This window comes from Pseudoalteromonas sp. R86517 (assembly GCF_042466295.1).
Lineage (GTDB): Bacteria > Pseudomonadota > Gammaproteobacteria > Enterobacterales > Alteromonadaceae > Pseudoalteromonas > Pseudoalteromonas atlantica.
In genome coordinates this window covers 1,383,706-1,407,468 of record NZ_JAXHCB010000001.1, presented here as the reverse complement: position 1 = coordinate 1,407,468, position 23,763 = coordinate 1,383,706, and the positions used below count along the sequence as shown (strand labels likewise).

Genomic DNA, 23,763 nt, shown 5'->3' with positions numbered 1-23,763 from the left:
GGAACTCCATCTATATTTAAACCTACAAGCTAACGTGTACGTCAACCTATTTATTTTATGAATTCAGACTACTTCCTGTTGACGTAAACGTCAACCTAAAATAACCTTAAAGTATTCACAGCCTGTAACATTTAATGTGCAAGTATTAAAAAGGCTGCATTGCTTATCTAATTTAGCTAAGCCCGTCATTGATTAAGAGGTTATTATGGTCGAACGTGAAACCATGGAATTTGATGTAGTTATTGTAGGTGCGGGCCCAGCCGGCCTTGCCAGTGCAATTAAGCTCGCACAGCTAGCGCAAGAAAAACAACAAGAACAAACTATCTGTGTGGTAGAAAAAGGCTCCGAGGTAGGCGCGCATATTCTTTCAGGCGCGGTATTTGAAACCAAAGCCTTAGATGAGCTTTTGCCTAACTGGCAAGAGCTAGGCGCTCCCGTCACTACACAAGTGACACAGGATGAAATTTATTGGTTTAATAACAGCGAAAAAGCCACTACTCTCCCTCGCTTTGCGACCCCTAAAACATTTCATAATGAAGGTAATTACATAGTTTCTATGGGCAATGTGTGCCGATGGCTTGCCGAGCAAGCTGAAAATTTAGGCGTTGAAATATTCCCAGGCTTTAGCGCTCACTCTTTAATTATTGAGCAAGACACTGTTAAAGGCATTATTACGGGCGATATGGGCGTTGATAAAGACGGCAATGAAAAAGATGGTTATATGCCAGGTATGGAACTTCGCGCTAAATACACTGTATTTGCTGAGGGGTGTCGCGGGCATTTAGGTAAACAGCTTATCAACGAGTTTGCGCTTGATAAAGATGTGTCACCACAGCACTATGGCTTAGGCTTTAAAGAGATTTGGCAAATAGATGCCAGTAAGCACCAGCAAGGTAAAGTAGTGCATGGTACGGGCTGGCCGCTAAGTGGCGATACCAATGGCGGCTCTTTTATGTATCACTGCGATAACAATCAAGTGGTTGTAGGGTTAATTGTTGATTTAAATTATTCTAACCCGCATTTAAGTCCGTTTGATGAGTTTCAGCGAATGAAACACCACCCTGTTTTTAAGCAAACCCTTGAAGGGGGTGAACGCATTGCCTATGGTGCCCGTGCAATTGCAAAAGGCGGCCTTCACTCGCTGCCTAAAATGCATTTTGCTGGTGGCTTATTAATAGGTTGCGATGCCGGTACACTCAATTTTGCCAAAATTAAAGGTAACCATACCGCAATGAAATCAGGCATGGTGGCGGCAGACGTTATTTTTAAAGCGCTTCAAAATGGCCAAGCTAATACTGATTTAGCCGATTATAAAAACGCGTTTGAAAATACTTGGGCTTATAAAGAGCTTTACCAATCGCGTAATTTTGGCCCCGCTATGCATACATTAGGTAAGTTTGCTGGGGGTGCGTACAATACCCTTGATCAAAACATCTTCAGCGGAGCACTGCCCTTTACCTTTAAAGACAACACGCCCGATTACGATACGCTAAAAGATGCAGCTAACAGCCCTCACATTGACTACCCTAAGCCTGATGGCCTACTTAGCTTTGATAAGCTCTCTAGCGTGTTTTTATCTAATACTAATCATGAAGAGTCGCAGCCTTGCCATTTAAAGCTTAAAGATCCCGCCATTCCTATTGCGGTTAATTTAGTAAAGTTTGACGAGCCCGCACAGCGCTATTGCCCTGCAGGGGTATACGAAGTGCAACAAATTGAAGGTGAAGATCAGTTTGTGATCAATGCTCAAAACTGTGTGCACTGTAAAACCTGCGACATAAAAGACCCAAGCCAAAACATTACGTGGGTAACACCCGAAGGTGCTGGCGGGCCAAACTACCCTAATATGTAACTAATTTATGCACAAAGGTGCATTAAAAACCTATCTTTTACATATAAATTATAAACCTATCCTAAATTGCAGGGGCTTCGGCCCCTTTTTTACGGTATGCTCATAGGTAAGTTTCATAAAGTGAGTATTTAATATGCCGTCGTCAAATGTTGTATTTCGTTTTTTAGCAGAGCCTACCGATGTAAATTTTGGTGGGAAGGTTCATGGTGGTGTGGTCATGAAATGGATTGACCAAGCGGGTTATGCCTGCGCTGCAGGTTGGAGCGGCCATTATTGCGTTACCGTTTCTGTTGCTGGGGTTAAATTTAGACGCCCTATTTTGGTTGGGCAAATTGTCGAAGTTGAAGCAAAAATTGCGCATACAGGGTCAACAAGTATGCAGATATTTATTCAGGTACGGTGTGGCGATCCTAAAACTCAAAACATGGTAGAAACAAACCACTGTGTTATTAGCTTTGTAGCAATGGACGAAACAGGTTACCCGGTAGAGGTTCCTGCTTTTAAAGCACAAACAGAAGAAGATATTAAATTGGAAAACTACGCTATTAAAATGAAACAAATTGCAATTGAGACAGAAAATTTGCTTCATAAAGTATAAAAGTACAATGTAAAATTCACATAGACCGTGTAAAAGGTACAACTTTTACTTAGAAAACAAAAAACTAAAAAAGTTCACCCTGCTTATAAAAAATACAAAATAGCCGTAAAAATGCCGTATAAGTCGTTTTTACGGCTATTTTGTAACCACAGCCTATTGTTGGCATGCTCACTGCAAATAACTAATTGTCGTTTGATAAGTTAAATCAAACATTTATTATTTTTTTAAAGGAGCTATACAATGATTAAAACACTTTCTCTTTCTGCAATTGCTTTAGCAACACTGGGTTTTAACTCTGCAGCACACGCTGACATTACGGATTTTGATTCTCCTCGCATTTATACAGGTGTTGGTTATGGCCAATACTCATTTGAATTTGAAGACAGCGAAAACGACACTGAATTTGATGACGATGCACAAATGCTAAAAGGTTACATTGGTACACAATTTAACGAACACTTTAGCGTTGAGTTAGCTTATCAAAACTTTGATGAAGTGAGCGACATCGACAGCAAAGCAGAAGTTGATGGTGTGTCATTAGCAGCTATTTTAGCGGCTCCGCTTTCTGAAAGCTTTTCAGTATATGCTAAAGGTGGTTGGTTTGAATGGGATGCAGATGTAGAGCAAGAGCTTCCTGTTGGTAGCATTTCAGCATCACAAGACGGCGGCGACGTGTTTTACGGCGCGGGTATTCAATACGCGTTTTCTAGCAATGTTCAAATGCGCTTAGAGTACGAACGCTACGAACTAGATGATGAGATTGACCCAGAAATGGATGTTGCATCAGTATCAATTCAATACATGTTTTAATTAGCATTTAAAACACTTAAGGGTGAGCCATGTGCTCACCTTTTTGTTGCTTATAAATAATACCCATCCGTAATAATAGCTAATCATTTTGCGGGGCTAAACGTGTCGCTCCAGCCTCAAAATAACTCCACTTAATTAAGCAGATTGGTATAAACACTAATTACTACATTTTAAACCGCTTAGTCCAATACTCGATTAAACCAGCCAGTCTAAAATATAACGCATTAACTGTACTGCTATAAATACTAAATAGAGGTAGAATAGCGCCCTATTTTTTAGTTAACTGAGCATTATGAGCGATTATAGCATTTCGGCTGTTGGCCACATTCAATCCCCTTATAAACAAAAGTTTGCAATACCTAGGCAGCCACGTTTAGTGCCTCAAGCTAAAGCCAAACTTATTTTTACTGCTGAGTTTAATCGTGAAGAATTTGTGCGAGGCATTGAAGAATTTAGCCATATTTGGCTGTTATTTAGGTTTCATGAAACCGCCGGTAAAGGGTATTCAGCTATGGTGCGCCCCCCACGTTTAGGCGGCAATGAGCGCAAAGGCGTTTTTGCAACGCGTGCCACATTTAGACCCAACGCCATTGGGATGAGCGCTGTAAAACTTGAAGGTGTTGAGTATAAAAACGGCCAACTTAGTTTACTGCTTGCTGGTATAGATTTACTCGATGGCACGCCTATTGTGGATATAAAGCCTTACTTACCGTATTCAGATGCAATGCATGACGCCAGTGCCGGTTTTGCCGATACCCGACCAGAAACACAAATGAGTGTAGCGTTTTCACCCGAGGCAATTGACTTTATTGCCAAGCAAACACACTACCCTGAGCTTGAAGATTTTATTGCTAATGTACTAAAACAAGACCCACGCCCTGCCTATAAAAAACAAAAACAAGGCGAGCAAAGTTATGGTATGACACTGTATAATTATAATATACGCTGGCAGGTTAACGGTGAGCATAACTTAGTAACAAGTATAGAAAATAACTAAAAAGTGCAGTTAGCGCTTTAGTGTAAAAGCAAGCGCTGGTAAACTTAGCGCCCTATTAAAAAGAACATATTACTTAATTTCGGAAAAATCATGCGTACCAGTCAATATATACTCGCAACACTTAAAGAAACGCCATCAGATGCTGAAATTGTTTCGCATCAATTAATGCTTAGAGCCGGTATGATCCGTCGCGTCGCTTCGGGTTTATATACATGGTTACCCTCTGGTTTACGCGTGCTTCGTAAAGTAGAAAATATTGTTCGTGAAGAAATGGATAAAGCAGGCGCAATAGAAATGTTGATGCCGGTTATTCAACCTGCTGATTTATGGCAAGAGTCTGGCCGTTGGGAGCAATTTGGTCCTGAACTTGTGCGCTTTAACGACCGCCATAACCGTGAGTTTGCGCTAGGTCCTACGCATGAAGAAGTGATTACAGATTTTGTTCGTAAAGAGATTAGCAGCTATAAACAACTGCCTGTTACTTTGTACCAAGTACAAACTAAAGTGCGCGATGAAAGACGCCCACGCTTTGGTGTAATGCGTGCACGTGAATTTACGATGAAAGACGCGTATTCATTTCATTTAAGTGAAGCGTGTTTAGATGCCACATATAAAGTAATGCACAAAGCGTACTGTAATATTTTTGAACGTTTAAACTTAGAATACCGCCCAGTACTTGCTGATACAGGCTCTATTGGTGGTAGCTTATCGCATGAGTTTCATGTGCTTGCTGAATCGGGTGAAGACGCAATTGCCTTTAGTGATGCAAGCGATTATGCAGCTAACATCGAAAAAGCAGAAGCGTTAGCTCCAACTCAAAGTCGTCCTGAGCCATCTAAAGAGCTTAAAGCGTTTCCTACACCAGATGCCAAAACAATTAGCGAGCTTAAAAAGCACTACGGCGTTAAACCACACCGCGGTGTCAAAACATTAATTGTGTACGGTACGCCTGATGAAAACGAACAACGTGGTTTAGTTGCGCTTGTACTACGTGGCGATCACGAGTTAAACGAATTAAAGGCTGAAAAGCATCCACTTGTAGATTCTCCACTTGAAATGGCCACTGAGGCTGACATTGTTGCAGCAATTGGTGCAAAGCCAGGTTCACTTGGCCCGGTGGGTTTAACAATGCCAATTATTGTAGACAGAACCGCTAATGTAATGGCTGATTTTGTTGCCGGTGCTAATAAAGATGACGAGCACTTTAGCGGAATTAACTGGGATCGCGATGTTAAAGAATATCAAGTTGCTGATATTCGTAACATTGTTGAAGGCGATCCGAGCCCGTGTGGGCAAGGTACTTTACAAATTAAACGCGGTATTGAAGTTGGTCATATTTTCCAACTTGGTACTAAGTACTCAGAAGCCATGAAAGCAGGCGTACTGAGCGAATCGGGTAAAAACCAAGTAATGACTATGGGTTGTTACGGTATTGGTGTTTCGCGCATTGTGGCAGCGGCTATTGAGCAAAATAATGATGATTACGGCATTATTTGGCCACAATCTATTGCCCCATTTGATTTAGCTATTGTGCCAATGAACATGCATAAGTCGCATCGTATTCCTGATATTGCTAATAATCTATATCAAGGTTTAAAAGATGCAGGCCTAGATGTTTTATTTGATGACCGTAAAGAGCGCCCTGGCGTTATGTTTAACGACATGGAATTAATGGGTGTACCTTATACTTTAGTGATTGGTGAGCGTAATCTTGATGAAAATAAGGTTGAGCTTAAAAATCGCCGCACCGGTGAAAAGTTAATGGTTGATTTAGACACCGCAATAGAGACTATTAAAGCGGCTGTTAAAGGTTAATAACACCTACGCTTAAAACAAACTATAAGGCCGCATTTAAACATGCGGCCTTTTTTATGCGCGTTTAATGATAATGTATAAAACTGCTCACCTAATCTCCTTCCCAGCCAATAAACTTTAATTAGCGGGATTGATATAAATTGTCATGGAGGCTTCGCTAAAGTGTCTCATAAGTGTCATTAGATTTATCTACAGTGTTTAATTATTACACTATGGATGACGGGCATGACAAACAATCAACAGCGTAAAAAACAACATTATCCAGCCGTTTGGATATCGGATGTACATTTAGGGTATAAAGACTGTAGAGCCGACTATTTATTAGATTTTTTAAATTCAATTGAATGCGATACGCTTTATTTAGTGGGTGATATTGTTGATTTGTGGTCGATGAAGCGCAGTTTTTATTGGCACCCATCTCATTACCAAGTGCTTAGTTGCATTCAACAAAAAGCCCTTGATGGCACCCGTGTAATATACATACCTGGTAACCACGACGAGACCTTTCGCCACTACATAAATCAAACTTTATTTGGTGTAGAAGTCCACCAGCAGTTTATTCATACCACAAAAGCCAATAAACGCTTTTTACTGATCCACGGTGATGACTTTGACTCGGCAACCCGCTACAACAAGCTCATTAGTATTGCAGGCGATGCAGGTTACGACTTACTGCTGTTTTTAAATCGTTGGACTAACCGAGTTCGTAAAGTGTTTGGCGGTAACTACTATTCGCTTGCTGCATGGATAAAAGCACGCGTACATAAAGCCCGTGAAGCCATAGCGGCTTTTGAAGATGCCGCTATACATGAGGCAAAAAAACAAAAGGTCGATGGCATTATTTGTGGACACATCCATCACCCTAAAATTAAAGTAGTAGATGGCATAGTGTATTGTAATGATGGTGATTGGATTGAAAGCTGTACCGCATTAGTTGAGCAACCAAACGGTAAAATAGAGCTGTTGCATTGGTCTGATACGCAAAAAGTACTTGATACAGCCGATGTAACCAGCTTAGTTAAACCTATTCAAACTGATACCAAACCAAGTAAGTCAGCAGCGTAACTGCTGACTTAGCTCATTTAGTTTAACCAGGTTAGCAGCCTATTTTTAAGCGTTTTAGGCTTTATTGGCTTGGTAATATAATCATTCATGCCGGCGGTAATGCAACGCTCTCTATCGCCTTCCATTGCACTTGCGGTCATGGCAATAATTGGAATGCTAATATACTCAACCCCAGCTTTAGCATTTCTTATCTCGCTGGTGGTATCGTAGCCATCTAGGTTAGGCATTTGGCAATCCATTAAAATTAAGTCAAACGGTTGCTCTTGATTAAATTTAAGGGCAGAGAGTGCTTCTATACCATCACTTGCACAGGTAATTTTTATCCCTGTGCGTTTTAAAATAGCCTTCGCTACCTCAATGTTAATCATGTTGTCGTCAACCAATAATACATGATACTTAGACAACTCAGGCTCTGGCTCTATGTCGTTTGCTTGTTTAGGCGCGGTTAAAACAAACTCATTATTAGCGCCAAAAATACTGCCTAGCTTATAGGTAAATTGATCTTGCGTAAGTGGTTTGTGCAAAATGTGGCTATGCTCAGGAAACACCTTTTTAGATTGCTTATTAACCACCATGTCTCGCAATATAAGCACATATTTTTTATCTGCCTTTTCGCAGTAGCTTATTAGCGCATTAACTTGCGGGTGTTCGTCATCAATAATCAGTAAATCGGCATCAAATTCGCTGTGTTCACTAAAGTAGTCGAGCCTTGTAATGTGGCTTGGCTGAATTTTACAGGTTTGAGTTAATAATCCGCATACATTTTTAAATACGTTATCGCGCGCAATAAGCGCCGCTACACTGACCTCTTTTGAAAGCTCAATGCCGGTATTAAGTTTTTGCTGTTGCGCCACATGTAACTCTACCGTGGCAATAAAGGTGCTGCCTACGCCTTTTTCACTGCTAACGGTGATATTACCGCCCATTAATTGCGCCAGTTTTTTACATATAGATAACCCTAAACCTGTGCCACCAAAATGGCGGGTTGTGCTTGAATCTTCTTGGGTAAACACATCGAACAGTTTATCGATGTTTTCAGGGGCAATACCAATACCGGTGTCTTTAATTATAAAGCTCATTAAAATTTTACTGTCGGTAATGTATTTAGAGTTTAAGGTTAAACTTACTTCGCCTTTATGCGTGAACTTAAACGCATTATTTATTAGATTAATTAAAATTTGCTTAAGGCGATGGCTATCACCAATAACCATTCTATCAACCACGTTTTGGGTATTTAAAAAGACCTCTAGCCCTTTACGTTGGCCCTGCAGCGCAATTGAATTAATCATATCGCTACAGACAGAGATAACATCAAACGAGTGATTATCAATATCTAGTTTACCCGCTTCAATTTTAGAAAAATCTAAAATATCGTTAATTAAATTCATTAACGAGTGCGCACTGCTATTAGCTAATTTTAAATAGTGTTGCTGTTGCTCAGTGAGGCTGTCTTCTTTTAGCATTTCAAGCATGCCTAAAACACCGTTCATGGGTGTGCGTATTTCGTGGGAAATATTGGCTACAAAGTCACTTTTTGCTTGGCTTGCGGCAAGGGCTTGGTCAATCGCTCGCTCAAGTTCAACAGTACGCTGAGATACCTTTAACTCTAACGTGCTATTTAAACCCTGTAACTGTGATTGAGTTTGCTTTAACGAGCTGATATTACGCAAAATAGCAGCAACCTGATAACGGTTGCTAAATACATCAAATACGCTGGTAAGCGTGATTGAATAGTATTCTTTATTACCATCATCACCAGTATAAACCGCTTCAAATGGCATTTTAGAGCCATGCTCTATGGTTTCACTAATGCAGTTTTTATCTTCATCTGCAAGGGTAAATAAGTTACTAAAGCGGGTGTTGTCATTACCTAGCCTACTTGCAAAAACTTTTTTAGCCGTTTGATTACAGTGAATAATAGTTTCATCACTGTCTATGGTAAAAATAGCGTCGAGTGAATTTTCAATCACTTTATTATTTTGCTCTGTTAAAGAGTGTATAAGCAGCTTGCGATTAATATAGCGCTGATACAACAGCGTAATAATTATAAATATGGTAAAAAATGTGGCGGTGATGGCAATAAAACTTTCGCGCCTTTTTGCAACGCGTTCCAACAAGGTTTCAGAATCAATAGAAACGGCCATCTCTAACGGCAGCATGGCAATATCGCCTTCAAAACTTACCCGTTTATTTAAAAAGTACTGTTTTGGCGCATCACCTATTAACAAGGTTTCGTGAGAGTTCATGTTTTGTGTGGGGCTAAATTCATCGCTCCAGGTTTTGGCTTGGTTAAATTCAAAGCCAAACCGTAAATCAGGGTTTGGGTGGTATAAAAATTCGCTTTCATTATTAAGCAAATAAATACTAATCCCAGGTGGAAGTTCAAACGTTAAACTTTCAAATAACTTATCTGCGGAGTAGTTTGTCACTAAAATTGCAAACACTTGCTTTAAATGATCAAAAACAGGCTTAGCTACGCGGTATGTACTCACAAAGGGTTTTTGTATTTCACCGTTTTCGCGGTTGTAGTTAATAGGCGATATATACACGCTTTTTTCATCAAGCATGCTGGCTTTAAGTACGTAGTCTCGCCCGCCTTTTTTTTGCAGTTGTGCGCCCTGTAGCCTAATTATGTCACCTAAAAAGCGGTCTACACGTACTATCTCTTGGCCATTTTCAGCAAGCATAATGTAACGTGCTTGCAAAATAGAATCGTCGGTTTGCATAAACCCGCTAAAAATATCAGCAAGGCGGTCTTGCCATACAGCAATTGGGGTTTGTAATAGAGGGTCAATTAATTGGTTATCGGTCGCTCTAGATATACCTTGAATAGGTGGAGTGGCGTTTAAAAAGCGAATAGCGGTAATACTGTCGTTTAAATGATTTTTTAAAGACGCGGCTTTTGTTTCAAGCTCTCGATTGAGTTCACTACGTGCATCGTTATATATCTCTGCGCGCACTTTTTTTTCAAACACATACACCGAAGGTAATGCAATAACTAAAAAAACAATAATGGCAACCAGTAACAATTTATTACCTTTTGCTGCTGTTATAAATACATTCCTTTTTAGCATTGAACCCTCACTCCTCACTATTTTCTAGTTTAGATTATAGAGGATTATTTGATAAAAAATAGAAGTAAAAATAATTAGTTACTTAAAAAATGTAATTAAAGTTTGAACAAATACTCTAAACCAATCACTTAGTATTACTATTAAAAAGCAGTGTTAATTTAAGATGAATGCCACTTTAAAAAACATACAAATTAATATAAACGGCAAATAAAAAAATTATAAGCGATAACAGTTAATGGGTAGTAAAAGTAAACGAGCAAGGCAATACCCTGCCCGTTTATAAAACCTTAAACTATCTAAATAATACGTCTTCGCGGTTAAACCACTTAACACAAAAGGCAAGTAACGCGCCGGCTATAATAGCTGTTGCTAAAAATATTAAGCCTACAAGGGTGTAATCTACCGTGCCTTTAACAATTTCTTTAATTGCGAGCGCTACATTAGTAACAGGAATAAAAGCAGTTTTAGCTGTTAGCTCTACATTAGGCATAATGGATACAATGATGGGGAAAAACACCCCCATACTTAATGGTGCCATGTAGTTTTGCGCTTCTTTAAATGTACGAGCATAAATAGATATTGCTAACGCCAATGCTGAGAATATCGCGGCAATAGGTAGTAACAATACAAAAATCATTAATAAATCGCTTACCGCTAATGAGCTAAATGCTGTTTTAATTACTTCTAGGTCTGCAAATGCAAGGGCTACGGCTATCCACCCGCCCATACTGAGTACAGTTATAGTTGTTGATGCAATTGAGGTTGTCAGTAAGGTTATAAATTTGCCTAGTACCAGCTCGGTACGCGTAATAGGTGTAAGCAATAAGGTTTCTAATGTACCGCGCTCTTTTTCACCTGCACCTAAATCTATTGCTGGGTACGTAGCGCCCATAAGAACTATAGGAATAAGTAGGTAGGGCAAAAAGCCACCTAGTTTTTCACCTAAGTTTTCACGTTTATCGGCGGTATCAACCTTTACTACTTCAATAGGGGTTAAAAGTGCTAAATGGGCTTCTTTTTCAATACCAAAACTGATTAATTTTTCTGTTTGTAATGCATCGCTATATTCTTTGGCGAGCTCTTTTACACGCTGAAATAAAAAGTTGATAGATTTAGCATCATTAAATACCACTTCCCACTTACTTTGCTGGGCATCATTTAAGGCTTGTTTAGCGTTAGTGGGTAAATATATACCCATGTCTATATCACCTGCGATTACTCCTTCTTTTAGCTCTTCAATGCTATTAAAGGTTTTAGCACCTTTATAAAGTTCAAAGCTTTTATGATAAAACACTTTTTCGGTAAACTCTGGCGCGTAGTCGCCATTAATAATGGCGTAGGTATGTACCTTTTGTTCAGCATCGAGTGCCGCTTGAGAGCTAATAAACGCCATAACGGCAAATAATAAGGGAAAAACCGCAACGGGTAGAGCGACTACAAACAACAAGGTTTTTTTATCGCGTAGGAGTTCTGTTAATTCCTTTTTAAAAACTTCAAACATCGTGTTTCTCCGTTAATATGTTCATAAACGCTTGGTTTAGCTCTTCGCTATTACCTGCCTGTTTGAATTCAGCAAGCGTGCCATCAAAGCAACTTACGCCTTCATTAATTACCGCAACACGGTCACATAAAAGGGCGACTTCATCTAAATGGTGCGTTGAAAAAATAACAGGCGTGCCTTGCGCCTTTAAGCCTTTAATAAAGTTTATAACCGTTTGTGTGGTCATGATATCAAGGCCTGTTGTTGGCTCATCGAGTACCACCACCTCAGGGTGATGTACCACAGCACGGGCAATATTGGCTTTTTGCTTCATGCCGGTAGATAGGTTTTCTGCACGTTTATCAATAAATTTATGCATGTCGAGCAAAGTAAAAAGTTCTTCGCAACGAGCCGCTATTTGCTCTTTGTTCATTCCATGAAGCTTTGCAAAGTATTCAATATTTTCTTTAACGGTCAGGCGACCATACAAACCAGTTGAACCGGATAAAAAACCAATAGACTTGCGCCCTACTAACGGCTTTTTAATTATGTCGTTGCCAGCAATAGTTATTGTGCCTTCATCGGGCTTAAGTGCAGTTGAGAGCATACGCAATGTAGTAGTTTTACCCGCGCCATTAGGGCCAAGTAACCCTAACACTTCGCCTTTTGCACATTGAAAGCTGACATCTCTTACTGAATGAAAAAAATCTTTATCTTCACGCGGGTCTATATCATCAACTTTATTTTTTTTGTGATCCTTGGTTAACTTAAACTTTTTTTTAAGCCCTGCGACTTCTATCATTTTCGTATCCTTCGTTTAGCTCTAAAGTAATCGGTATTATCATAGAACGATTCATTCTCATTTGCGTCATGCCACCCTGGTACACCTAATAATGGCAATGGAGAAAGCTGTTTGTTATCGGCTAAGCAATGCTCTGTTTTTATCTTCTCATAAAGTACTTGGTCTAGGTACTGATATTGAGTAACTAAATCTTTACAAAATATTTCATCCGGTACACTTACAAATAACACTTTACCCGTTAAACCAATATAGGGTTTTGTGAGCATTTCATAATTAGCGTGGCCAAACATAAAAGGTTGTATTGTTTTGCCCCACTCTTCTCGGTGAGTTATAAATGCAGTTTTCCATTGGTGGTCTGTTAAAAGCGTTTGCCACTTAGTATCACTAATGGCAAGCACCACGCCGCACTCGTCAAATAATGTGAGTGCATTACGATGTTTAGTACGTTGCTTTAAGCCATGTTGCGCTATTTCTTGTACGTGGCGCTGATTAATAAGCGCCTTGGTTTTTGGAAACAAACACCAAATAAAGCCACCAAATAAATCGTGCCAATTTTTACTGCGTGTTGGCACTACGCCAGTTTCAAAAATGACTTGCTCATAATAGCGCTCACCAAAATCAACGTTTTCATCGTCTTCAAACGTTATTGGCAGGTTATTAGCATTAATGGCATTCAAATACACAGTGAGCCAATCGGGGGTTGGCCAATCAGTTTGTTTATCAATATTAAACAGTGTTCGTAAGTGCTCAAACGCACCGCTTTTCAAACTACTAACTTGCCATTGCTCGGGCGGAGTAAAGCGCTTCATTTATACCTTTAACAATTTATGCTGTTAATTTGCGGGCAGTTTACCGCAAAAACTGGTTCTAATTAATAGAAGTTAATATACTAATCACATCTTAGAACAAGAATAGAGCTACTATGAAACGATATTTCTCTCTCACACTGATTGCTGGCGCTGTGTTAGCTGGCTGTGCAACAACAAGTATTACACCTACCGATGTAACAAATGGTTACAACAGTATTAAAGCAGATGAACTTGCAGCGCACATTAAAGTGCTTGCCTCTGATGAATTTGGCGGTAGAGCGCCTTCATCTGAAGGTGAAAAACTAACCCTAGATTACTTAACTACACAATTTAAAGCATTAGGGTTTGAACCTGGTAATGGTGATAGCTTTTTACAAGAAGTGCCGCTTGTTTCATTGGAAGCTGATTCAAATATGGTATTAAGTATTGGTGGTAAAGATTATCAATACAAAAAAGACATGGTTATGGGTAGTAGCCGCATTAGCGCACAAGAAGGGATTGAAAATTCAGAGCTTGTATTCGTAGGTTACGGTGTAAATGCCCCAGAATATAACTGGAACGATTACGAAGGCCTAGACGTAAAAGGCAAAACTGTTGTAATGCTTGTTAACGATCCGGGTTTTGCTACAAAAGATCCTGCGTTATTTACCGGCGATGCAATGACCTACTACGGCCGTTGGACTTATAAATATGAAGAAGCGAGTCGTCAAGGTGCAGCCGGTGCTATTATCATTCACGAAACCGCCCCTGCGTCATACCCGTGGTCAGTTGTTGAAAACTCATGGAGCGGTGAGCAGTTTGGTTTTCAAAAAGAGAACAACAATATGGACCGCGTTGCGGTTGAAGGCTGGGTGACCACTGATGTAGCTAAAGAGTTATTTGCTAAAGCGGGTCTTGATTTTGAGACTGCAAAAGCCAATGCAGCTAAAGGTGCGTATAACGTTGACATGGGCGATTTAACTGCATCGGTTAATGTTAAAAATACAATTAAAAAATCGGTGTCGTATAACTTTATTGCCACGTTGCCGGGTAGCGAAAAAGCGGATGAACATGTTATTTATTCAGCGCATTGGGATCACTTAGGTACAGATACAACCCGTAAGGGCGACCAAATTTATAATGGGGCACACGATAACGCCACAGGCACTGCGGGGCTAATTGAGGTTGCAGAGGCATTTACTAAGCTGCCAAAGCACCCTACTCGCTCAATGACATTTTTAGCTGTTACGGCTGAAGAGCAAGGCTTACTTGGATCTAAATACTACGCTGCTAACCCAGTTATTGCTGCCGATAAAACAGTCGCCAATATAAACATGGATAGCCTAAACTTATTAGGTAAAGTAAAAGACATGAACGTAGTAGGTTTAGGTAAGTCGCAAATGGACGACCTACTAGCCAAAGCAGCAAAAGAGCAAGGTAGAACAATAGCGGGCGACCCTAAACCATCATCAGGTGGTTATTACCGCTCTGATCATTTTGCATTTGCAAACATGGGCATTCCGGCTATGTATGCAGGCGGCGGAACTGTTGCTGCTGATGAGGATACAGCAAATTATCGTAAACGTATGAGCTTAGTGCTACGTGGTTGCTACCATCAACCCTGTGACAGATACCGCGATGAGTGGGATTTATCGGGTGCGGTGCAAGACTTACAATTGTTTTATAAAGTAGGCTTTGATATTTCTGAGCAAGCACAATGGCCAGCATGGTACGAAAACTCAGAGTTTCAACGCAAATAATGTATTTAGCCTGAGCGTAGGTTATTTACCATCGAAAAACTCAAACTGAGCTATCGATTTAAATAGATGCAAATGATATTGATTATCATTTGCAAAATGTATACAGTGTGTCCTAGTTAAACTAAAACTGGGGCACACTTATGATTTTACTCTCTCAAATAGGATTTATTACGCCAGCTTCCAAACGGTTTGTTAGCCAAAATAAACGTTTACTCCTACCACTTTTTTTATTGGTATGTTTAGCTGTTCCTAGTCTTCGCGAAATAACCATTACTGCTCTCAGTGATGCGTTTTTTCAGGTTAGTGTATTTGTAGCGGCTACGTTACTTATTTACTACTACGCAATAGAACATATCCCTCAATTAGAAATGAGCTACTTAAGCGCTAAATCTAAGTCGCTTGAAGTGCTGTTTGCATCCGTTCTTGGCGCTTTACCCGGCTGTGGTGGTGCAATTATTGTGGTTACTCAATACACTAAAGGCCAAGCAAGCTTTGGGGCTATTGTTGCTGTACTTGCCGCCACAATGGGCGATGCTGCTTTTTTACTGCTTGCTACGCGCCCTACTGAAGGCTTAACAATAATGGCTATAGGTTTAGTGGTAGGCACGCTGTGTGGATTAATAGTTAATGCAATTCACAAACCTGATTTTTTACGTCCCAGCGCACAAGAGCAAAAACACCAAGTAAAAGTTTTGCCCACTAAAATAATAAAAATTAGCAAACCTGTGTGGATGTTTGCCATTATTCCAAGTTTAATCATTGCGTTTTTAATTGCATTTAATGTGGACTTTAACCAATTTGGTCAATATACCAGCACCGGTATTAGCTTATTTGGTGCAGCAATGGCACTGTTTACGGTTGTTATATGGGCCTACTCTTCTAAAGGTGAAACCTATAAAGAAATTACCTCAGAAGACGATGAATGTAATCCGCCTTCTAAGCTTATAAAAGTATTACAAGATACCCATTTTGTAACTGCATGGGTGGTGGCTTCGTTCATGTTGTTTGAAATATTAGTCAGTGTGGTAGGGCTTGATTTAAAAACCTGGTTTATGCACTACGCCTATTTAGCACCGTTAATTGCAGTCGTCATTGGTTTTTTACCTGGCTGTGGGCCACAAATAATTGTAACCACGCTTTATATACAGGGCATTATTCCTTTTAGTGCATTAGCTGCTAATGCGATTTCAAATGATGGCGATGCGTTGTTTCCTGCCATTGCAATGGCGCCAAAAGCGGCTGTAATTGCTACCTTGTATACCTCTGTACCTGCTTTAGTTGTTGGTTACGGGCTTTATTTTTTAAGTTAACAGTTTAAAAAATCATAAGTACAAAAAAGCTCAGCAATTGCTGAGCTTTTTTAATGTTAGCGTATTATTTATACAGAAACAGGTTCAGCCGCTAACTCTTTTGGATTTGGGCCATAATCGTTCTCACCTTCATGTGAGTCTTGCGCAAGGAATACAATTATAACAATCCAGCCAATGATTGGCACTAACCAAAGTAGCTGCCACCAGCCAGAGCGGCCTGTATCGTGTAAACGGCGTGCGCCAGCGCTCAATTGAGGAATTAACAGTGCCAAGCTATAGATAGTACCAATTACAGCTACACCCATTAGCTCATCAACAACACCTAGTACTATGCTGATTAATAAATTTATTAAGTAAAACATCCAAAATGCTTTACGGCGATTACGTCCTGAAAAATCTGCGTAGCTACGCAGCGCGTTCATATAATGTTCCATTACAATTCCTTAGTGTTAGTTTTTATATTCCCTAGCGGGTTTGTTTTATTACCTTTTAGTAACATTTGTATCTTAATTAAAAACACCGCGCTTTAAAACAAAAAACCAGCAAATTGCTGGTTTTTTTATAAGTTTAATTTTTAACTCATTGCCATCATCATCGCCGATGGGTTTTCTAAATACGATTTCCACAAATTATTAAAGCGCGCAATTGTACCGCCATCAATAACACGGTGATCGCCTGACCAACTCACTTGCATAATAGCTTTGCTAACAACTTGGCCGCTTTCATCAAAGCGCGGTAAGTGTTGTAATTTCCCTAATGCTACAATAGCAACTTCTGGCTTATTAATAATCGGGGTCGCAATAGTGCCGCCAATTGCCCCAATATTTGAAATGCTAATGGTGCCCCCTTTTAAGTCATCTGGTGCTACGCGCCCCTCGCGTGCTGCATCAGTTAAGCTTGTTAAACTGTTTGCAACTTCAACAATACTCTTAGATTGGCACGATTTAATATTAGGCACTAACAAACCCACTTTTGAATCCACTGCTACCCCAATATTATGATCGTCAAAGTAGGTAAGCTCAGTGCAATCATCATTTACTTTAGAATTAAGCACTGGGTACTCTTTCATCGCAAGCGATAACGCTTTGATAAAAAATGGCATCATAGTGAGCTTTACACCTTGCGCTTTATATTGCTCTTTTAAACTCGCTCGCAGGGCAATTAATTGCGTTAAGTCTATCTCGTCACTAAAGGTAAAGTGAGGGATTGTAGAGACCGAGGCCATCATTTGCTTTGCCATAGCCGCTTTAATGCCTTTAATTGGCTCTGCTCGCATACCACCGTTTTGTGTTTGTTGCGATTGTGGCTCTTTCTTTTGAGTAACGCTGTTTTTAGTAGTAGCACTACTAAGTGGTGATGTATCTATTGTGTTAGGTACCTCACCTTTAATAAATTCTTCTATGTCTTGTTTATAAATGCGGCCATTTTTACCGCTGCCCGGTACGCACGTTAAATCAACATCAAGCTCTCGCGCTTTGCGCCTTACAGCTGGAGAGGCAACCGCTTTTTTATTAACAACTTTATTTGCTGTTGTTTGCTGCGTTGCTACAGATTTATCTGCCGCTTTACTTTGTGCTTTTACAACGGCGTCGTTTACATCTACATTGGGTTTAGCTGTACTGCCGGCTATGCTCATTTGAAATAACGGGCTATGTACCTGAGCAATTTCACCTTTTTGATAGTAAAGCTTTTGCACTGTACCTGTGTATTTAGCCGGAATTTGTACCAGTGCTTTGTCGGTCATTACATCACACACAGCCTGATCTTCTTGTATTTCATCGCCTTCGGCCACTAGCCAATCAACTATTTCACACTCAACAATCCCCTCACCAATATCTGGAAGAATAAAATCTTCTAAATGCTCTGACGATGCGTTGTCGCTTTGTGTATTTTGCACTTGCTCTGTGTGTGTTTCATCGCTTTGGCTTTGCTCATCGGCTACATTCATAGCAAACAAGGGTGCATGAACCTGCGCTATCTCCCCTTTTTGATAATACAATTTAGTGATTACGCCATCGTGCACAGCCGGTATTTGCACTAGGGCTTTATCGGTCATCACGTCACAAATGGGTTGATCTTCTTTTACGGTGTCACCCTCTTGTATTAGCCATTCAACCACTTCGCACTCAACAATGCCTTCACCAATATCGGGTAATATAAAATCTTTAGCCATGGTATCCCCTAAAAATCCATTGATTGTTTAATTGCGGCCATTACTTTTAGCGCATCAGGCACATATTCTTTTTCAAGTGCTAATGGGTAAGGTGTATCTAACCCACATACTCGCATAATAGGTGACTCAAGGTGTAAAAAGCACTCTTGCTGAATAGTCGCCGCAATTTCGGCACCAAAGCCATTGGTAATAGGCGCTTCGTGGCTTATCACTAAACGTCCTGTTTTAGTGACCGACTTAGCAATTGTCTCAACATCCCAAGGTAATATGCTTCTAAGGTCAATCACCTCACAACTAATGCCTTGTTCATTGGCTTGTTTTGCTGCGTTTTCAACAATTTCCATTTGCGCGCCCCACGCAAGTACAGTGATATCTGTACCTTCTTGTACTACTTCGGCTTTACCCAGCTCAATGGTGTAATCATCCTCTGGTACTTCGCCGGTAGAAGCGCGGTATAAACGTTTAGGCTCGAAGAAAATAACGGGGTTATCGTCTTTAATACTTGCTCGTAGTAACCCTTTTGCTTGGTAAGGGTTTCGCGGTACCACTATTTTTAGCCCTGGCGTATGGGCAAAGTATGCCTCTGGCGATTGTGAGTGATATAACCCCCCCGCAATACCGCCACCATACGGTGTTCGAATCGTTAAATTGCCCACGTTAAATTCATTACCACTGCGGTATCTAAATTTGGCAGACTCATTAACTATTTGGTCAAATGCCGGAAAAATATAATCAGCAAATTGTATTTCAGCAAGTGCAGGCGCGCCAAACGCGGCTAAGCCATTGGCAAAACCTAAAATACCTTGCTCTGTAAGCGGTGTGTTAAATACACGGTGTTTACCGTACTTTTCTTGCAAACCTGAGGTCGCTCTAAAAACACCACCAAAATAGCCAACATCTTCCCCAAAAATACACGCCTGAGGGTGCTCATTCATGGTGATATCGAGCGCAGAATTAATTGCGTGTAGCATGTTCATTTTAGCCATTACTTAATTCTCCCTGCTGTGATTGGGTACGCATCTGGGTGCTGCTTTATATGTGCTTTTAAATCGTTATATTGGCGCTCAAGTGAAGGAATTGGCGTATCGTAAACATCTGATATGAGCTCTTCAAGCGCTGGCTTTTGCACTTTTTCAGCACGTTTAAGGGCGGCTAAAATATCTTCACGAATAGTGTCTTTCGCTTTAGCATCGTCCTCTTCGTTTAACCACTCTTGTTTGATCAACCATTTTTTAAATTTATCAATTGGGCAAACTTTATGCGTGGCCTCTTCATCTTTTGAGCGATAACCACTTGGGTCATCTGAGGTTGAGTGAGCGCCTAATCTGTACGCTATTGACTCAATTAATACCGGCTCGCCCTGCGTTGCTGCAATTTCGCGGGCCTTTTGTGTTGCTGCAAACACGGCTAATGCATCTGAGCCATCAACACGTATGGTTTTAATGCCATACCCTACGCCTCGCGACGCTATACCATCGCCTTTAAATTGCTCATCTGCAGGTGTTGATATTGCATACCCGTTATTACGTGCAAAAAATATAACAGGGGCTTTGTGTACCGCAGCCATATTTAAACCCGCATGAAAGTCACCTTCAGATGCTGCGCCCTCACCAAAGTAACAAATCGTCACATTATCTATGGTGCTTGCAAGCTCGCCAGTTTTTGCGTCAATGTGTTTTACTTTTTGCCCGTAGGCATACCCTGTAGCTTGAGGAATTTGCGTACCGAGGGGCGATGATATGGTCATATAATTTAATTCTTTTGAACCATAATGAATCGGCATTTGGCGCCCTTTTCCTAAATCTAACTCATTAGAAAACATTTGATTCATAAATTGGTCAAGCGTAAATCCGCGATAATGCAAAGCGGCTTGCTCGCGGTATTGCGCCATAATCATGTCATCTTGATCAAGTGCGGCAGCAGAGGCAGTAACAGCAGCTTCTTCACCTAAACATTGCATATAAAAGCTTACGCGGCCTTGGCGCTGCGCCCCTTGCATCCGCTCATCGAGTAGGCGAATAAAACGCATTGTTTCGTATAATTTAATCGCTGTGTGTTTAGAAATAGTCGGTGCGGTAGCACTAGGATGAATGTCGCCGTCCTCAGTTAAAATACTAAGGGTTGGAATAGTTAGCGCATGACCGTCTATAAACTCGAGGTCGTGGTTAATATTCAGCGATACGTTATTTGGATTACTCATAACCTACCTTCTCTTGTTGTCTGTGATACAGCACCCCTTTTAAGTTTTTATTATGGGTGAGGCTTGCGAATAAACTTTGCAGCATCTGCGCTGTATTTAATTAAAGCTGCCACCACCTTACGTTAACGTAAGATGTTATTCAACAAGTGTAAGACGAAACAAAAGTAAAATACGATTAAAAAGATGGAAAGTTAACTGTACGCGTTTATTAAACTAATAAAAACATACAGTTAAATATTTAAGGCGAGTGGTCTGATGAGTTTTGTTAGACGAAATTACTATCTACTTGCATAGGAATAACGGTAAGCAATGCCCTTTGCCCAAGTGCAACGTGCGCATTTGGAAAAATAATAGCTTCCCCTTCCACATCGGCATAATAAGGGGTATCGCCGTCTGTTGCTAGCAACTCACCTTTAGCAAACCCTGTGAAATTTTCTGCATCATCAGAAAACGGAAAGCTAAAGTCCTGCTGCGTTCTATTAATTGTGCGATGCACGGCAAACAGCTCAAAGTCACTTGCATTAAATTGAGGGTATTGAACTTCTTTTTGGCTAATTAATGCAGTTAGCGTTTGCTTGGTTTTTGCAAAGCGAGCCATGTCGTTTTCACCAAACGGTTTAACTTGACCCAGTTCAACGGTAAATGAATCAGCGCCATGAACAAACGAAGAATAGTAACTGAATGTGGTTGCCGGTGATTTCATCATCAATACGGTATTTACACCGCAGCTAAGTAAAAATTGTAACTGCGATTTTTTCCATGGTTTACCATGAAGATAAGGATACACAGCGAATTTTTCATTTTTTGAGCCACGTATAGCAGTATGTAAATCATAATGATAACGTGCACTGCCTTGCTCGCCCCGTGCAAAAAAGTCAGTTACATACTCTTCTAGTTTTGCTGCGCGTTTGCGCTCATCATTCATTGGCACACCCTCAACAGTGTGGTGGCCATTAAACAAACGGTTTAGGTTTTCTTCTACAAAGCGCAGGCCAATATTTATTGATTTTGGATTACCAAATATAAAGAGCACACGCTGATTTAATGCAAGCTCACCTTTTATTATGGTTTTTATTAGCTCGTCACATATTTCTATAGGTGCGGTTTCGTTACCGTGTACAGCGCTTGAAAGCACAACATCTTTTGTTGTTGTACCCTGAGGTTGAAATTCAATAACACCTGTATCGTGAACAGTTACGCACGTGCCATTTACTAGCGTGAATTCACTTGCCTCTAAATGCCATTCATTGTCGCGACTGAGTGTTAAAAAATCGCCGCTATTTATTAGTTCATTTAAATAATCTGGTTTGGCTAACATGATAAGCCCTTTTATAGTGTGAGAGATACAAACAAAAACGGCTGAATAAATCAGCCGTTTTTAAATAGTGTAAACCGTGTTAGCTGATCACAGAATCAACTAATTGCTTCGCTTCTTTTTCTAGTAGTGCTAAATGCTCTTCACCTTTGAAAGACTCAAGATAAATTTTATAAATCTCTTCAGTACCAGAAGGGCGTGCTGCAAACCAGCCGTTTTCAGTCACTACTTTTAAGCCGCCAATAGCCGCATCATTGCCAGGGGCATGAGTCAGTTTTTGTAAAATAGGTTCACCAGCTAATGTATCGGCTTTAACATCGCTTGCACTAAGTGCTTTTAAACGTGACTTTTGCGCACTGCTAGCAGGGGCATCTAAACGCTTATATAGTGGAGAGCCAAATTCTTGCTCTAGCTCTTTATAAAGCGCTGATGGTGTTTTACCTGTTACTGCGAGTATTTCAGCTGCAAGTAACCCCATTATAAAGCCGTCTTTGTCGGTACACCATACGCTGCCATCAAATCGTAAAAACGCAGCACCCGCACTTTCTTCGCCACCAAAGGCAAGTTTACCTTTGTTTAAGCCATCTACAAACCACTTAAAGCCAACCGGCACTTCTTTAACTTTACGCTCATTACGAGCTACTACGCGGTCAATCATTGAGCTAGAAACCAGCGTTTTGCCAATTTCTACACTGCTGTCCCAGTCGCGGTGTTTTAATAAATAATCAATCGCTACCGCTAAAAAGTGATTAGGATTCATTAATCCATCTGGGGTAACAATACCGTGGCGGTCGTAATCTGGGTCGTTGCCAATAGCAATATCAAAGTCGTCTTTTAATTTAATTAAATTAGCCATTGAGTAAGGTGATGAGCAATCCATACGGATTTTGCCATCTTTATCAAGTGGCATAAATGCAAAACGCGGATCAACACTGTCGTTTACTACGGTTAAATCTAAATTATATTTTTGCGCTATTAATGGCCAAAAGTTAATACCAGAGCCACCTAGCGGGTCAATACCTACTTTAATACCCGCATCGCTAACGGCTTTTAAATTAACGATATTTTCTAAGTCGTTAATGTATGGCGTCATTAGGTCTTCGTATTTAATAAACCCTGAACGCGATGCTTTAGCAAATGGAAACAGCTCAACTTCTACTAAATCTTCTAATAGTAATTGATTTGCTCTGTCTTCAATCCATTTAGTTACGTCGGTATCTGCTGGGCCACCGTTAGGTGGATTGTACTTAAAGCCACCGTCTTCTGGCGGGTTATGTGAAGGCGTTACCACAATACCATCGGCTAATTCGTTAGGATTTAATTTGTTATGGCAAACAATAGCATGGCTAATGACAGGGGTTGGCGTGTAATCGTGATTTTGCTGGGTAATTACTTGCACCTCATTAGCCACTAATACTTCTATGGCAGAGTTAAAAGCAGCTTCACTTAATGCATGCGTATCTTTACCTAAAAAAAGCGGACCAAAAATGTCATTTTGCTTTCTGTAGTCACAAATAGCTTGTGTAATGGCTAAAATATGAGATTCGTTAAACTTAACATCGTAAGAGCAACCACGGTGACCCGACGTACCAAAAGCAACACCATGCTCTGGGTTTTGCTCTAAGTCTGGCTCATTTAAATAATAAGCCGATACCAGTTTTGGTACGTTAACTAAAGTTGAATGTGGCGCAGTTTTCCCAGCACCTGAATGAATAGCCATGTTT

General features: G+C 40.4%; 18 protein-coding genes. 8 read left to right on the top strand and 10 right to left on the bottom strand.

Going from position 1 to position 23,763, the window contains the following annotated elements:
• Positions 1–205: 205 nt before the first annotated feature.
• The 6 genes from SJY38_RS06295 to SJY38_RS06270 all read left to right on the top strand — a co-directional run bounded on the left by SJY38_RS06295 (position 206) and on the right by SJY38_RS06270 (position 7,137).
• Positions 206–1,852, top strand: a complete 1,647-nt coding sequence (locus SJY38_RS06295) for a 4Fe-4S dicluster domain-containing protein (RefSeq protein WP_377109417.1) — start codon at positions 206–208, stop codon at positions 1,850–1,852.
• A 133-nt stretch (positions 1,853–1,985) separates the two neighbouring features.
• The gene (locus SJY38_RS06290) at positions 1,986–2,450 is read left to right on the top strand and encodes an acyl-CoA thioesterase (RefSeq protein ID WP_004586653.1); all 465 of its coding nucleotides are present in this window, start codon (positions 1,986–1,988) and stop codon (positions 2,448–2,450) included.
• 240 nt (positions 2,451–2,690) lie between these two features.
• Complete coding sequence (locus SJY38_RS06285) at positions 2,691–3,260, top strand: outer membrane beta-barrel protein (RefSeq protein WP_024033565.1); 570 nt, start codon at positions 2,691–2,693, stop codon at positions 3,258–3,260.
• 292 nt (positions 3,261–3,552) lie between these two features.
• Positions 3,553–4,257: a tRNA (N6-threonylcarbamoyladenosine(37)-N6)-methyltransferase TrmO gene (tsaA, locus tag SJY38_RS06280; protein WP_377109416.1), complete on the top strand. Its 705-nt coding sequence runs from the start codon at positions 3,553–3,555 to the stop codon at positions 4,255–4,257.
• A 90-nt stretch (positions 4,258–4,347) separates the two neighbouring features.
• On the top strand, positions 4,348–6,072 hold the full coding sequence (locus tag SJY38_RS06275; RefSeq protein ID WP_054982550.1) for a proline--tRNA ligase: 1,725 nt from the start codon (positions 4,348–4,350) through the stop codon (positions 6,070–6,072).
• Between the two features lie 225 nt (positions 6,073–6,297).
• Complete coding sequence (locus SJY38_RS06270; RefSeq protein ID WP_029773612.1) at positions 6,298–7,137, top strand: UDP-2,3-diacylglucosamine diphosphatase; 840 nt, start codon at positions 6,298–6,300, stop codon at positions 7,135–7,137.
• Between the two features lie 17 nt (positions 7,138–7,154).
• On the opposite strand, the gene SJY38_RS06265 is transcribed toward SJY38_RS06270, so the two are convergent.
• The 4 genes from SJY38_RS06265 to SJY38_RS06250 form a co-directional block, all read right to left on the bottom strand.
• A complete protein-coding gene (locus tag SJY38_RS06265) occupies positions 7,155–10,211 on the bottom strand; it encodes an ATP-binding protein (protein ID WP_377109415.1) in 3,057 nt (1,018 codons plus the stop codon).
• A gap of 292 nt (positions 10,212–10,503) precedes the next feature.
• Positions 10,504–11,712: an ABC transporter permease gene (locus SJY38_RS06260; RefSeq protein WP_024033560.1), complete on the bottom strand. Its 1,209-nt coding sequence runs from the start codon at positions 11,710–11,712 to the stop codon at positions 10,504–10,506.
• Positions 11,705–12,493, bottom strand: coding sequence for an ABC transporter ATP-binding protein (locus SJY38_RS06255; RefSeq protein WP_024033559.1), 789 nt, complete (start codon positions 12,491–12,493; stop codon positions 11,705–11,707). The genes SJY38_RS06260 and SJY38_RS06255 overlap by 8 nt, the downstream gene beginning before the upstream one ends.
• Positions 12,490–13,302, bottom strand: a complete 813-nt coding sequence (locus SJY38_RS06250; RefSeq protein WP_377109414.1) for a DUF3025 domain-containing protein — start codon at positions 13,300–13,302, stop codon at positions 12,490–12,492. Before SJY38_RS06250 ends, SJY38_RS06255 begins: the two co-directional genes overlap by 4 nt.
• Positions 13,303–13,415: 113 nt before the next feature.
• Between SJY38_RS06250 and SJY38_RS06245 the strand changes: the two genes are divergently transcribed.
• Both SJY38_RS06245 and SJY38_RS06240 read left to right on the top strand, forming a co-directional pair.
• Positions 13,416–15,041: a M28 family metallopeptidase gene (locus tag SJY38_RS06245; protein WP_096041668.1), complete on the top strand. Its 1,626-nt coding sequence runs from the start codon at positions 13,416–13,418 to the stop codon at positions 15,039–15,041.
• 140 nt (positions 15,042–15,181) lie between these two features.
• Positions 15,182–16,351 (top strand): putative manganese transporter, encoded by a 1,170-nt coding sequence (locus SJY38_RS06240; protein WP_377109413.1) that lies wholly within the window; start codon positions 15,182–15,184, stop codon positions 16,349–16,351.
• Between the two features lie 68 nt (positions 16,352–16,419).
• On the opposite strand, the gene SJY38_RS06235 is transcribed toward SJY38_RS06240, so the two are convergent.
• From SJY38_RS06235 to pgm, 6 genes are all read right to left on the bottom strand, one after another.
• The gene (locus tag SJY38_RS06235) at positions 16,420–16,785 is read right to left on the bottom strand and encodes a DUF805 domain-containing protein (RefSeq protein ID WP_054982556.1); all 366 of its coding nucleotides are present in this window, start codon (positions 16,783–16,785) and stop codon (positions 16,420–16,422) included.
• Positions 16,786–16,925: 140 nt separating this feature from the next.
• The gene (locus tag SJY38_RS06230) at positions 16,926–18,524 is read right to left on the bottom strand and encodes a dihydrolipoyllysine-residue acetyltransferase (protein ID WP_377109412.1); all 1,599 of its coding nucleotides are present in this window, start codon (positions 18,522–18,524) and stop codon (positions 16,926–16,928) included.
• Between the two features lie 8 nt (positions 18,525–18,532).
• Positions 18,533–19,510: an alpha-ketoacid dehydrogenase subunit beta gene (locus tag SJY38_RS06225; RefSeq protein ID WP_138685663.1), complete on the bottom strand. Its 978-nt coding sequence runs from the start codon at positions 19,508–19,510 to the stop codon at positions 18,533–18,535.
• Positions 19,510–20,724, bottom strand: coding sequence for a thiamine pyrophosphate-dependent dehydrogenase E1 component subunit alpha (locus SJY38_RS06220; protein WP_004586667.1), 1,215 nt, complete (start codon positions 20,722–20,724; stop codon positions 19,510–19,512). The genes SJY38_RS06225 and SJY38_RS06220 overlap by 1 nt, the downstream gene beginning before the upstream one ends.
• Positions 20,725–20,989: 265 nt before the next feature.
• Positions 20,990–22,042, bottom strand: coding sequence for a succinylglutamate desuccinylase (gene astE / locus SJY38_RS06215; RefSeq protein ID WP_377109411.1), 1,053 nt, complete (start codon positions 22,040–22,042; stop codon positions 20,990–20,992).
• Between the two features lie 79 nt (positions 22,043–22,121).
• Entirely contained in the window at positions 22,122–23,759 is a 1,638-nt protein-coding gene (gene pgm, locus SJY38_RS06210) for a phosphoglucomutase (alpha-D-glucose-1,6-bisphosphate-dependent) (protein ID WP_377109410.1), read from the bottom strand.
• Positions 23,760–23,763 lie beyond the last annotated feature (4 nt).

Bases quoted from the DNA above. Each gene is read 5' to 3' on its own strand.
- SJY38_RS06240 (WP_377109413.1), top strand. From the start codon at position 15,182: ATGATTTTACTCTCTCAAATAGGATTTATTACGCCAGCTTCCAAACGG.
- SJY38_RS06220 (WP_004586667.1), bottom strand. From the start codon at position 20,724: ATGAGTAATCCAAATAACGTATCGCTGAATATTAACCACGACCTCGAG.
- SJY38_RS06275 (WP_054982550.1), top strand. From the start codon at position 4,348: ATGCGTACCAGTCAATATATACTCGCAACACTTAAAGAAACGCCATCA.
- SJY38_RS06235 (WP_054982556.1), bottom strand. From the start codon at position 16,785: ATGGAACATTATATGAACGCGCTGCGTAGCTACGCAGATTTTTCAGGA.
- SJY38_RS06270 (WP_029773612.1), top strand. From the start codon at position 6,298: ATGACAAACAATCAACAGCGTAAAAAACAACATTATCCAGCCGTTTGG.
- tsaA (WP_377109416.1), top strand. From the start codon at position 3,553: ATGAGCGATTATAGCATTTCGGCTGTTGGCCACATTCAATCCCCTTAT.
- SJY38_RS06225 (WP_138685663.1), bottom strand. From the start codon at position 19,510: ATGGCTAAAATGAACATGCTACACGCAATTAATTCTGCGCTCGATATC.
- astE (WP_377109411.1), bottom strand. From the start codon at position 22,042: ATGTTAGCCAAACCAGATTATTTAAATGAACTAATAAATAGCGGCGAT.
- SJY38_RS06245 (WP_096041668.1), top strand. From the start codon at position 13,416: ATGAAACGATATTTCTCTCTCACACTGATTGCTGGCGCTGTGTTAGCT.
- SJY38_RS06295 (WP_377109417.1), top strand. From the start codon at position 206: ATGGTCGAACGTGAAACCATGGAATTTGATGTAGTTATTGTAGGTGCG.
- SJY38_RS06255 (WP_024033559.1), bottom strand. From the start codon at position 12,493: ATGATAGAAGTCGCAGGGCTTAAAAAAAAGTTTAAGTTAACCAAGGAT.
- SJY38_RS06230 (WP_377109412.1), bottom strand. From the start codon at position 18,524: ATGGCTAAAGATTTTATATTACCCGATATTGGTGAAGGCATTGTTGAG.
- SJY38_RS06260 (WP_024033560.1), bottom strand. From the start codon at position 11,712: ATGTTTGAAGTTTTTAAAAAGGAATTAACAGAACTCCTACGCGATAAA.
- SJY38_RS06290 (WP_004586653.1), top strand. From the start codon at position 1,986: ATGCCGTCGTCAAATGTTGTATTTCGTTTTTTAGCAGAGCCTACCGAT.
- SJY38_RS06250 (WP_377109414.1), bottom strand. From the start codon at position 13,302: ATGAAGCGCTTTACTCCGCCCGAGCAATGGCAAGTTAGTAGTTTGAAA.
- SJY38_RS06285 (WP_024033565.1), top strand. From the start codon at position 2,691: ATGATTAAAACACTTTCTCTTTCTGCAATTGCTTTAGCAACACTGGGT.
- pgm (WP_377109410.1), bottom strand. From the start codon at position 23,759: ATGGCTATTCATTCAGGTGCTGGGAAAACTGCGCCACATTCAACTTTA.
- SJY38_RS06265 (WP_377109415.1), bottom strand. From the start codon at position 10,211: ATGCTAAAAAGGAATGTATTTATAACAGCAGCAAAAGGTAATAAATTG.